The sequence below is a fragment of the Polynucleobacter wuianus genome (genome assembly GCF_001659725.1).
Lineage (GTDB): Bacteria > Pseudomonadota > Gammaproteobacteria > Burkholderiales > Burkholderiaceae > Polynucleobacter > Polynucleobacter wuianus.
The window spans coordinates 1,228,220-1,240,604 of the sequence record NZ_CP015922.1; the positions used below are offsets into that span (position 1 = coordinate 1,228,220).

At 43.8% G+C, this 12,385-nt stretch carries 10 protein-coding genes and 1 tRNA gene; 2 read left to right on the plus strand and 9 right to left on the minus strand.

From position 1 onward, the window contains the following. Nucleotide 1: 1 nt before the first annotated feature. The 7 genes from A8O14_RS06375 to A8O14_RS06405 form a co-directional block, all read right to left on the minus strand. Nucleotides 2–1,357: a deaminase gene (locus A8O14_RS06375; protein ID WP_161484816.1), complete on the minus strand. Its 1,356-nt coding sequence runs from the start codon at nt 1,355–1,357 to the stop codon at nt 2–4. A gap of 10 nt (nt 1,358–1,367) precedes the next feature. After that, the gene (locus tag A8O14_RS06380) at nt 1,368–1,799 is read right to left on the minus strand and encodes a hypothetical protein (RefSeq protein WP_161484817.1); all 432 of its coding nucleotides are present in this window, start codon (nt 1,797–1,799) and stop codon (nt 1,368–1,370) included. An 89-nt stretch (nt 1,800–1,888) separates the two neighbouring features. Next, nucleotides 1,889–3,724 carry a bifunctional metallophosphatase/5'-nucleotidase gene (locus A8O14_RS06385; protein WP_068948744.1) on the minus strand — a complete coding sequence of 612 codons (1,836 nt, stop codon included), beginning with the start codon at nt 3,722–3,724 and terminating at the stop codon, nt 1,889–1,891. A gap of 97 nt (nt 3,725–3,821) precedes the next feature. Next, a complete protein-coding gene (locus A8O14_RS06390; RefSeq protein WP_068948745.1) occupies nt 3,822–4,127 on the minus strand; it encodes a hypothetical protein in 306 nt (101 codons plus the stop codon). A 25-nt stretch (nt 4,128–4,152) separates the two neighbouring features. Then, the gene (locus tag A8O14_RS06395) at nt 4,153–5,379 is read right to left on the minus strand and encodes a hypothetical protein (RefSeq protein WP_145915344.1); all 1,227 of its coding nucleotides are present in this window, start codon (nt 5,377–5,379) and stop codon (nt 4,153–4,155) included. A gap of 175 nt (nt 5,380–5,554) precedes the next feature. After that, nucleotides 5,555–6,751, minus strand: a complete 1,197-nt coding sequence (locus A8O14_RS06400; RefSeq protein ID WP_082913124.1) for a DUF1624 domain-containing protein — start codon at nt 6,749–6,751, stop codon at nt 5,555–5,557. Nucleotides 6,752–7,055: 304 nt separating this feature from the next. Further along, complete coding sequence (locus A8O14_RS06405) at nt 7,056–7,250, minus strand: hypothetical protein (protein WP_145915345.1); 195 nt, start codon at nt 7,248–7,250, stop codon at nt 7,056–7,058. Between the two features lie 676 nt (nt 7,251–7,926). On the opposite strand from A8O14_RS06405, the gene A8O14_RS06410 reads away from it, so the two are divergent. Next, the gene (locus A8O14_RS06410) at nt 7,927–8,211 is read left to right on the plus strand and encodes a hypothetical protein (protein WP_068948748.1); all 285 of its coding nucleotides are present in this window, start codon (nt 7,927–7,929) and stop codon (nt 8,209–8,211) included. A gap of 111 nt (nt 8,212–8,322) precedes the next feature. Further along, nucleotides 8,323–9,822 (plus strand): Fic family protein, encoded by a 1,500-nt coding sequence (locus A8O14_RS06415; RefSeq protein WP_068948749.1) that lies wholly within the window; start codon nt 8,323–8,325, stop codon nt 9,820–9,822. Between the two features lie 419 nt (nt 9,823–10,241). Here the strand turns inward: A8O14_RS06415 and A8O14_RS06420 are convergent. Then, nucleotides 10,242–10,332, minus strand: a tRNA-Ser gene (locus A8O14_RS06420). A gap of 59 nt (nt 10,333–10,391) precedes the next feature. Beyond that, entirely contained in the window at nt 10,392–12,365 is a 1,974-nt protein-coding gene (gene acs / locus A8O14_RS06425) for an acetate--CoA ligase (RefSeq protein ID WP_068948750.1), read from the minus strand. Between the last annotated feature and the right edge of the window lie 20 nt (nt 12,366–12,385).

A 12,385-nucleotide genomic window follows, 5' to 3' on the forward strand; every position in this document is an offset into this window, starting at 1 on the left:
CCTAGACAACTACCTTTTGTGGATTGATATTGACCAGCTCCCAATAAAATGGGGGCATGGCCTTAATCAAAGCACGTAAATCTTCAATCGTTCCCAATTCTGGCTCGAGAAAATATTGAAAATGACTAGGTTGTTTGACTGGGATGACACCCTCCATCGTTGATCCATAAGCGCCTAGGTCTTTTAATGTCGTCGTGTCATCAGCGCTCGGGGCGTATAGAAACACAAAGGTGCCATATCGAGGGGAGGTCAGCGACTTTTGTGCATTCAAGGAATGCTGTGGATCGTTGATGAATTGAAATCTCAGTTGAGAGTACTGTTGTACTGTCAACATGAAAGCAGTAGAAATGGGGCTGATGTCAAACCTGTCGGCAGAAGCCATTAATAAATTGCCGTAATAGTCAATGAAGGCAACGGCATTTCTGGCATTGGGTGTACTATTTTTAAGTCGAATTAAAAAATTTTTTAGCGCTTGATCGGGTCGTCTATAGTTTTTCAATCGGATGCTAAAGGCATCGGCAAATGATGAGGCGTAAGCCTCCTTCATCGGTGAAAGAGCGGGGTCCACCATTTGATCAGCAAGATTGCTAGGATTTAATCCAGAGCCTGAGCTTGATTGACGCACTTGACTAGCGCTATCTTCGAACACTGTAAGACACCCGCTCGCTGTACTGGGACTCACTAAAGTATCTTGATAAAGCGTATGTTGCGCTCCGAGGTATTGCCTTCCACCAGCAACGCCATAAAATCCAAAGGTATCTAATAGCTTTTGGCGAATGCCTGAGGGCAATCCGGGGTAATTAGCTTTTTCGTTATAGTTGATACCAGCGTAAGCATCATAGGCCACCACAGCAGCATTAAAACCAGCGGTAGTAATCGAACCAGCGCACATAGCGCATGGATCTAAGGATGTGACAATGGTTAATTGCTCCGGTGGAGGGAGTTTTAGCGCAGCGACATGTTGATAGTACCAACTGATCAACTGACGCTCACCATGCGCTGTAGGATCTTGAGTGTATGGCGTGTTTGACAATGGGCCAAGATTATTTCCTAAGCGCACTAGCACTTGGTTGTGCATCGTCTTAATCACTTTGCCGCTAGCATTTTCAATCATTGCACCGCCCACACCAAACGTACCGCTATCACTGGCTTGTTTAGCAAGCATGAGCACAAGAGCAGCAGCCTCTTCGGAGTTTTTGACATAGTCAATTGACTTGGGAGCAACGGTATTGTTTGACTCAGATTTGCATGCTGCAAGGAATGAGGAGCCCAATAATCCAGATAAAAAAATGGGCGCTGGCGAGCCTGCAATAAATTGAAGGAAGTGGCGTCGAGTAGGATGGGGTTTTTCTTGCATGGGTAATCGCCTAATGAGTCTGTTTTTCTTTGGGAGTGCCACCATCCGTGTCAATTGGGGCTGGCTGAGGCATTTTGCGCATTTGCTCAATTTGACTTAAACGTATGTCGCAGTTACCAGGAACCGTGGTACATAAACTGCGGTCATCAATCCCAAGCGTTCGCTGAATTTTACGAAAGCGCTGGAGAAAATACCAAGCAGTGTTATAGGAGCCATACATTCCAGTACGTACAGCATCCATGGCCCCAACATACGCAAAGTAATAAGTGCCTAGCTTTTGGGGGGAAGAATTCATCTGACGCTCAGCGAGCTCATCGATACAATCTTGGTATTGAATCGTATCAAAGTGAATTTTCATAAAGCATTGTTGTTGGGCACTTTCAGCCCCACCTTTAATTTGCTCAAGCACTGTTTGCGACGAAAGAGCCGTCGCACTTATCATGATCAGAAACATTCCCCACAGGCCGGTATAAATCCATCGCATTATTTACTAAGGAAGTAGGTAATTTATGAATGTTCTAAAAATTCTATTTAATAAAATTTAGGGCAAGTAGCACACTGTATACGACGTTTTGGAGGCGGCATTGGTGAAGAGGCTGGGTATTGATTAAAGTAATGGACCATGGCATCAATATCGACTACACCCATATCCTGCAATCCTGTTCCCTGCTTAAATACCGTAAAGTTATCCCCACCATCCTCAGCTAAAAATGAATTCGTTACCACGCGATATTTTTTCTTCAAATCCAATGGCTCTTGATTAGGGCCTATCCTGACGGTATCGACTAATACCAAATTACCCTTGCCAAAATCTTTTCCGGGTCCGCGGGTGACATCCCAAGAATAGGTCAGAGTAGAGCTCGGTTGCAATAGCCTACCGCACATATTGACACCGTTTTTCTTGAGCGGTTTGTTCCGGCAATTAGCGCCTTCCCATTGCTCTTCGAGCAAGCGAATCAGTTGTTCTCCCGTGAGGTCAACATAAAACAAATTGTTGCCAAAGGGGGCAATACTAAAGAGGTTATCGTAAGACACTGCACCAGCTTTATTGATACCAGAGCGCACTCCTCCAGGATTCAGTAAGGCAATATCCGCTTTTGCCTCTTTTGGGGCACTAGCCAAATAGGCATCTGCAATCACATCCCCCATCAAGTGCTCCACATTATTATTGCGGGCTGTTGTTCCCTCAATGGTCACCATTGGCAAAGGTGCAGCGATATAGCCTTGAATCACAGCGCGTTTCTTTTGTGAAAGGTCGTCATACAGGGCAACTTCTCTCTGTATAGCGGGGTCTGGCTTCAAGGCGGTATAGCCTCTAGGAATCTTCTTATTTTGATCATTGATCACGGGAAGACTGTTGGCTTTTTTATCAAGCACCCCCTTACCTGGCTCAATAAGCAAATTGATATCTGTCACCACATTACCGTAATAGTTTGCCTGTGTTAGCAAAATACCAGTTTGTTGATCTTTACAGACATATTCACGGTGGGTATGTCCGCTAACAACAACATCCACATTTTTTAAGCCGTGCACGATAGGCAGAATTTCTCCCGAAAGACCAGGACAAGTTTGATCATTCAAAGTAGCCGCAGTAGTGCCACCACCCTGATGAATCAATACCACCACTGCCTCGATGCCCTGGGCCTTAAAGCGAGCCGCATGTTCATTAATGACCTCGATTTCATCATTAAAACTCAAACCGAGTGCCCCGCGCGTTGCCTTTGGGGTTCCCCGCAAAGTGAGCCCTACAAAACCGATGCGCACACCATTAAACGATTTGATATAGGTAGACGGAAATAAAGTCTTGTTTGTATCGTCATCGATCACATTGGCAGCAAGGTACTGAAATTGCGCACCATTAAAAGTATTATTCTTGATGCAAGTTTCTTTACCGATCACTTTGCCTGGTGCACAGCCGCCATTTTGCAAGCGCATTAATTCAGTCTTGCCTCGATCAAATTCATGATTTCCTACTGCCGAGACTTCAAGCCCAATCTCACCCATCACATTAATCGTTGCTTCATCCTGAGTAAACGAGGAGATGGCTGGAGAAGCGCCAACAAAATCTCCGGCACCCACCACGATGGAATTCGGATTTTCAGCTTTCAGCTTTTTGACTAAAGAGGCAATATAGGGTGCACCACCGACCTTGACTTTAGCAACCTTCTTAGGATTATCAGGATCTATTAGAAAAAGCTCTGCATTGTCCGATCTATTGAGATATCCATGAAAATCGTTCATCGCAATGATTTTGACTTTTACAGGCGCCTTATTGAGCTCACTCACCGAGGAAGGGGCGGTGCTACAAGCTGATAAGCCAGCCACAACCAGGCATATACCAATCAGCGATATGTGTTTTAGATTCATTTCAAGCCCATTGCAAAATAAGGAAGATTAATGATTGATAATTGAGTGCATCAGATTCGGAATTGGATTTGAATTTGGTTTTGAAGTGATATTCCAATTATTGCCCCTTACAAGAATCCATTAACGCCGCCGTAAATGCCGAGGTTAGATTTCTTCTTAAAAATTGTGGATTATGGTTTATCCACCTGACAAAATAGTCATTTGATCTTTGCAGGTCATATTGAGGCTGACAAGTAGCGGCTAGTTCAGCGTTTGCCTTGAGATATCTGCGCAGGTAGATCTCCTGTTGCTCTGTTGTCAGCATCAAATAATCTGAAGGGCTGTTGACATCCATTGAAGGTTGCGCATATGCCATGGTGCTGAGAATAAGGCTCAAGAACATGTAAAGACATTTCAATTTCATATATCGCCTTCTTTGATGACTTTCTTTAAAATGCGAACGGTAAGTCATACTTCACATTCAAACCAACCGTTTGAGAGGTGGTGCCAATATATTGATTTTCTTTTTTATAACCCACCATCGTTTTAATGCCGTTTTCAAAGGTGTAGCCAATGGCAACTTGCTGCTGATTCCAGCGGTCAGAAACATAGACATTCGATGGTATTAATTTTTTGATATTAGGTGCTTCAGCATTCCAATTGGCGTCCCAGACATTTCCAGATAAACCAAAACTCCATTGTTTGTAGCCGAACAATAAGGATCCAACATAATAGCTCTTGTTATACCCCGCCAACCCCGCAGAATTAATAATGCGGTTGTACTCTAATAAAGGGGTTAACTTAATGCCGCCACCAAGATCGATCTTGTTCACTAAGGTCGAGACCACGTAGCGTTGTTCATTGCCTAGGTATTGATTGGCTACTGGCGTATTCGTATCTACGTTGTACAGACTTTGGGTAGTCAGCTTTACTGCGGCCAATTGATAGCGAAATTGAGGAAATATCGGAATATTTAAGCCGTCTAATGAAACTGCGTAATTATTCAACTTCCCCGTATTCGCAGGTCCGCCTAAACTCAGCGGGGTTGGATTCCTGCTAGCGCCAAAGGTATCCGATAAACCCGTGGTATCGACCATAAACGCACTACCTGATAGTGCGTGATTGCCATAGCCAGGAGTGTCAAATTTATATGCCCCTCCCAAGACCATCATATTATCAACACCATACTCTTTTTTGGCGATTGTTTTACCCCAAATGCCTGCTGCAAAATCACGCGAGAGAGAATAATTAATACTAGTATGCCCTGCTACCAGCGAGTAATCATCAGCATCATAACGAATCGCGAGTTCCGCAAAAAAGGCTGAACCTTCATCAAAGAAATAGTTTTGGGTCGTTTTTTCACCGCTAGAGGTGGCAAGCCGAAGATTGGCGGATAAATAAAGATCTTTTGTCGCATATAAATTCCCCAAAATATACCCTTTAGAGTAGCTATTTTGTGGTGTATTGGCGATATTTTTACCGCTATAAGTATCTTCAACAAAAAGAGAGAGGCCCATTTTTCCTTCGAACAGGGGTGTGGAAAATAGCTTATCGTTCTCCGCGGCTAATTTGATCGCCTCTGCCTTTTTTTCTGCTGCAGTATCTGTAGTGCTTATCTGTTTTACTTCCACATTAGCAACTGGTGTAGTTTGCGCAAGACTCTGCTGTGTCAGCATCAAGCTACTGAGAGCTCCGATACTAAAAAGGAGGCGTAAAGTGAAACCGTAAAAGTTCATGACAAAATCATTACAGATTGATCTTAAGATAATGGAGAATCGCTATATGTTTTTTGAATCATAATCAATGCGCATGCACTATTGATGACGAATGTAGATTAAACATCAGAGCATGCTAAATATAGCTTAACCACCAATCTTTTCGGCGTTGCTTGAGATCTGCAAACCATTTACAAGGGGGATAGAGAGCAATAATGACCAGTGGCCAAATCAAATACACAGATCCAATGGCTATGCCGTAATTTTCAGGCTTGGCTGAAGTAATCGGCCCAAATAACCAATTCATGCCAATTCCTGTGTAGTAGGCATAAAGCACTGCTAAAGTGTGCAATAAAAATAGATGGGTAACGTAGAAGAAAAAGGGTACCCTACCGAATACGGTAAAAAAATCAACTACGATCCCTTGTGCCTTCTCGGCAAAAGCAAGAAGCAGACAAGCTGGCCCCAAGGTCATTAAGAGAAAAAGCAAGGAAGGGGGATATTTTTCTACATTGAGAAAAGAAATGATCGTACCTAATGTGTCCCCTTTCATTTGCCATGGCACTGGGTTGCCGTAAAAATTGGTCCAACGCAGTATCAAGAAACTCACTGTCAGAATCACGCCCATGATTTTTAAATAGCGAATCCGAGAATCTTGGGGCATTTGATACAGGGAACCCATGACATACCCAATGCTGACTACGCCAATCCAGGGCACTAAGGGATACAAAACCAGAATTTCAAGCTTACTACCAAACTGGAGTAACCCAGATTCGTGCAATAGATTCCACAAAAATCCATAATGCCCAAGCGCACTAGCATGCACATTATCAACTGCGTTATGCCCAAAAATCATTACTAATGAAATGCTTGCAATCAGCCAACGCGGCATAAAAACCATCATCGCTAAAGCCAGCATTGAACCACCAATAGCGAAAATGACTTGCAGGAAAAAGTAATCAAGATTAAGGCTAAACATCCAAGCGAATCGGACAATCAATAATTCTGCGAAGATAAGCCATAAACCTCTTGATAAAAGAAAGTAACTGACCTGTTTCGTCGAAGACACTTTACTTGCATATAAAGCAGCGGCTGTTCCCGTCAACAACATAAATACTGGGGCGCAAATATGCGTGATCCATCGTGTAAAAAAAATGAAAGGGTCTAATGTGGCACTCGGATCTTGAGGGCTAGCATTGAAAAAATCTCGGGTATGGTCCAGCACCATGATTACCAGCACAAAACCACGCACAAAATCGATGGAATTTAAACGAGAACGTGAGCGGTTATGCCTAAAACTAGCAACAGGGCTTGCATTACTGGTCATATTCATTTTTCTCCACCATTTACAACGTCTATATTACAAGATCATTTTTCGGTCTTATTGGGGGATTACAGTATTGAGCACCAAATGAAGGCCTCCATTAAGAAGTCCAATCGATCACCAGTTTTGTCCTTGGTCATCCATCCTGAGTTAGTAGACTTTGATGGGGTAGATTTCTCAAGCTGGTGTTTTACGGGGTATAGTAGACATTCTTATAAAACAAGCTTGGATCTCCTATCTGGCCCTTAGTTGCCGTTCAGGACAATAAAAAAGGCCACCCGAAGGTAGCCTAAATTAAGAGTGAAGAAATGCCTTAGATTGGATTATGTACCGCACAAGTTTGACCATTAGCAGATTGGCTAGCTGAAGCATTGAATGGTGCGCCAGAAGTGACCGTTTGCAAAGTGCCGCTACCGCAACTCGTTGAACCAGTGCCACCGTTAACCTGCTTTGGAGCATATAGGCTGTTACCCTCTAAATAAGGTTTGATTGAACCTTTATTAAACAAATAGTCAACCCCCATCCAAATTCAGGTGTTAATGTAAGGGGTACTAGGCAAATACAGCAATTACTGTTTCCCGACCCTAATTTTACATAATGATTGATTTTTTCCGACATTCGGCCGGTTATCAACCAGTATGAATTTCTACTATTATCTTGTCTGATGGCCGGTTGAATCCAAGGCCAATTTCTGCCTGTCAAGCATCTTTAAATTGCCTGCTTTGAGTGTCTACTGCTTAATTGGTAAGAGCCATTAGCATTAGCGCATAGGTATGTAGAACATATATATCTTCACGAAAATACCAACCAGACTTTAGGTAGTAGATCTCGAAGCCAAATGGAATTTAATCATTAGGTGGGGATCCTCCTCTTCTAACATTATTGAAGGGCGCACTCTAGGCAATTGGTTAGGTAAAAAAAGAAGTTGAACCGGGATATGCACATTCACTACCAATAATTCAAAGGTACATCAATAGTTGCGTAGAAATAAATAAAGCCCGTTAGGGCTTTATTTACATACATCCATGGCGGAGAGGGAGTCCAGTTTTTGCCCCTCCTGTGCAGTCTACCATTCTCCATAGAACCCTTGCAATATATAGGCTCTATCGGTAACCCTACTCTAATCACACCCATTCAAGTTCACTAAAATCTTGGTTTAAACGGTGGGTATGAAGGAGGGAATTTTGAGTGCTTTAGAAAACAGCAAGACTGGCGGAGGCACTCAAAAATCAAGGTTAACTGCACGCGGTATAACTTCACTTACTACCCCAGGATATTACTCTGACCCTGATAACAAATGCCTCTATTTGCAGGTATCCTCAGGTCTGGGTTCTTTTAAGCTTCAATTTGAAGGCAGTCCACATAGAGCAGATGTCGATGCTCTTAATACCTTGAGGCTTTTCTTTGAAATCCTTCACAGGCACAATCAGATATATCAATTGTTAACTGACGCAAAGGCTGTGAAATAGCCTTATTTAAAAAGCCAAAATTAGGGTTATTTTTATTCTATACGCACTTTTGTTGACATTAAACTATAATATATGCATAGTTGTTGACAATAATGGATAAATTGAGGTCCTATGAGCACTTCTGTTGACCAGCTACCCCTCTTGCTTTTTAGTTCAAGAGAAGACAAAACCAACGCCCAGAGAATTTCCCGCTTGGCTAGGTCTGGGCGTTTGCGTCAAATTTATCGCGGCATTTACACCAGCGACATCACCAGCCCGCTCGAACAAATCATTCGGCCCAATTGGCGGCAAATTACCGAATATCTTTATCCAGGCTCCGTAGTAGCTTACCGCTCTGCTCACCTTTGCAAACCAGATGATAGCGGCAATGTATTTTTAGTATCTGGCAATAGAGCACGTCAAATAGCATTTCCAGGGTTGACTCTCAATATCTTGCCAGGTCCTGCTGCAGTTCAATCGCACAAAGATTCGCTAAACGATACCCCGTATGGAAAACTCTTTATATCCTCGGAGGCTAGGCGGTTACTGGAGAACCTCTATAGCCGAAAAGGCTCAGATCTTCGCACTATGGGTCGCCCTTGGGTTGAGTCTTATTTAAGCAAGCTATGCACCATTCGTGGTGAACATAAGCTCAATGCACTGCGTGATGACGCTAAAGCTATTGCCCATCAATTAGGTCTAGAGGTTCAATTTAAAACACTAAACACGATTGTTTCGGCCTTAATGCAAACTGGTAAGGCTCGCTCTTTAAGGGCAGCTGATGCATTAGCGCGCGCAGCTGGTAAGCCTTATGATCCTGATCGCATTGAGATCTTCGAAACTTTGTTTTCTGCATTAAGAAAACCTTTTCCCATCATTGGAGATCAGGCAAAAACAGGTAAAAGCGCCTTTAATTTCGCATTCTTTGAATCGTACTTTTCGAACTACATTGAAGGCACTACATTTACCGTTGAAGAAGCTTCTGAGATTATTTTCGATGGAAAAATGATTCCAAAACGAAATGAAGATTCACATGATGTACTTGGCACCTTTAAAGCAATCATGGAGCAGCCCTTTCGCTCTAAGCCTCCGAAAGATGAGGATAATTTTTTAGCGTGGCTTTTGCAATGTAACCTCCAAATACTCTCTAGTCGTCCAGATAAAAATCCAGGCGAATGGAAAGAGCAAACCAACCAAGCCGGCAACACCATTTTTGTTCACCCAGAGCTTGTAAAAGGTACTTTACGTGAAGGATTCAAGCGCATTTCTTTGCTAGAAGATCCATTTGCGCGCGCATTGATGGCGATGTTTGTAGTTACTGAAGTGCACCCATTTATGGATGGCAATGGCCGAACGGCGCGCCTCACGATGAATGCATACTTAACTCAACACTCCACCTCTCGCATTATTATTCCCACAGCTTATTGTGAGGAATATTTACTGCCATTAAAAGCACTGTCTCAAAATAATGACCCTGATCCTTTCATCCGATCCATGACTCGTGCATGGCGTTGGACCGCTGGATTTGATTATTCGAACTTCCCAAATCTTTGGGAAAAAATGAAGGCTTGTAACGCATTTACAGACAACCCCTCACAGCATCAATTGCTTGATCCTCACGATATAAGCTAAGTTGTTGACGAAAAATGACTATATCGGCAGTTTTGTAGACAAAATGAGGCGATTTGGGTGTCTAAAGACATTTATGTCTACATGCCACTAGTTTTAAGTGGCATGTAATTCACAGCTATCCATATCACCATATTGCCTAAATACTGAGCAATCCGGTCTATTGGATTTTCAAAGCTAGTCAACTCAGGAGATACATGCAAAAGAAATCTAGAAATCAAAGCATATAGCGTTGACGTCTTTAGCGACCACCGTGGAAGCGGCTAAAGCCCTTGGGTTCGTATTGCGTTGAACCGATATAACCAGTCCAAGGAGCTGCAACACGGTCTTTTCTTAGGTAATTTTTCGCTGGTGGGTAGAGTAGTAGGTAAAGATCCTCAAAAAAGAAAGAGCCCCGTGGATAGGGGCTCTCAGGGTGTTGCTGGCGGAAGGGGCGGGATTCGAACCCGCGGTAGGCTATTAACCTACGCACGCTTTCCAGGCGTGTGACTTAAACCGCTCATCCACCCTTCCGGAACCGTAGATTATACGATTGCCGCAAGGGCTTTGCCCCAAACCCCGGTAAAGCGAGCTTAGAGAGACTCTTTGAGCTGCTCCAAGATATGTGGATTTTCCAAGGTAGAAGTATCTTGAGTGACTTCCTCGCCCTTTGCAATCACACGTAACAAACGGCGCATGATCTTGCCTGAACGGGTTTTTGGTAAGTTGTCGCCAAAGCGCACATCTTTTGGTTTAGCAATTGGGCCAATCTCTTTACCAACCCAGTTACGCAATTCAGTCGCAACCTTCTTAGCATCTTCACCAGTTGGGCGACCGCCTTTAAGAACTACGAATACGCAAATTGCTTCACCAGTGAGCTCGTCTGGGCGACCAACTACTGCCGCTTCAGCAACTAATGGATTAGCCACTAAGCAAGATTCAATTTCCATGGTTCCCATACGGTGACCAGAAACGTTCAAGACGTCATCGATACGGCCAGTGATGGTGAAGTAACCAGTATCTTTATTACGAATTGCGCCGTCACCCGCTAGATATAAAGTGCCGCCCAACTCTTCTGGGAAATAAGACTTCACAAAGCGATCAGGATCATTCCAAATCGTACGAATCATCGAAGGCCATGGACGCTTAACTACCAAGATACCGCCCTGGCCATTTGGCACATCAACACCCGCCTCATCGACAATCGCTGCCTGAATACCTGGCAACGGCAATGTGCATGAACCTGGAATCATTGGGGTTGCGCCTGGCAATGGAGAGATCATGTGACCACCAGTTTCGGTTTGCCAGAAAGTATCTGCGATTGGGCAACGTGAACCACCGACATTCTCGTAGTACCACATCCACGCCTCTGGATTAATGGGTTCGCCTACAGATCCCAAGAGACGCAGTGAGGACAAGTCATAGCTCTTAGGGTGTACTGACTCATCGTTACTAGATGCTTTGATCAATGAACGAATTGCTGTTGGTGCGGTATAGAAAATGCTGGCTTTGTGTTTTTGGATCATGTCCCAGAAGCGGCCAGCATTTGGATAAGTTGGCACACCCTCGAACACAATCTCAGTAGCGCCGACTGCAAGTGGACCATAAGTAATGTAAGAGTGACCCGTTACCCAACCGATATCCGCTGTACACCAGAACACATCATTTGGTTTGATGTCAAAAGTCCACTTCATTGTGAGAATCGCCCACAAGAGATAGCCACCAGTGGAATGTTGAACACCCTTTGGTTTACCAGTAGATCCAGAGGTGTAAAGAATGAATAATGGGTGCTCAGCGCTTACCCACTCTGGCTCACAAGTAGTTGCTTCGTTGGCCACAATCTCTTGCATCCAAACATCGCGCCCTGCTTGCATATTGATGTCTGTACCAGTGCGCTTGCTTACGATCACATGTTTAACCTTAGGGCACTCGCCAGTAGACAAAGCTTCATCACAAATAGCTTTGAGTGGCAATGCTTTGCCGCCACGGTACTGTCCATCGGCAGTAATCACGGCAACTGCGCCAACGTCCATAATGCGGTCGCGTAATGCTTGCGCAGAGAAGCCGCCGAACACAACAGAATGAATTGCGCCGATACGAGCACATGCTTGCATCGCAACAATACCTTCGATGGTCATCGCCATATAAATGATGACGCTGTCACCAGACTTCACACCCATCTTGCGCAATGCGTTTGCCATTTTGCAAACACGCTCGAGCATCTCTTTATAAGTGACTTTAGTAACTGTGCCGTCATCTGCTTCAAAGATGATGGCTGTTTTATCGCCTAAGCCAGCTTCAACTTGACGATCCAAACAGTTGTACGAAGCATTGGTGGTGCCATCTTCGAACCATTTATAGAAAGGCGCTTTAGACTCATCCAAGACTTTGGTAAATGGCTTTTTCCAATAGATATTTTCTTTTGCAAGACGACCCCAGAAACCGTTGTAATCAGAATTAGCTTCAGCGCAAAGCTTGTTATAGGCGTCCATACCTGGAATTGCCGCACCCTTTACAAAATCTGCAGGTGGGTTAAATACGCGGTTTTCTTGTTTTAATGGTTCCATACTTCACAGCCCTCTATTAA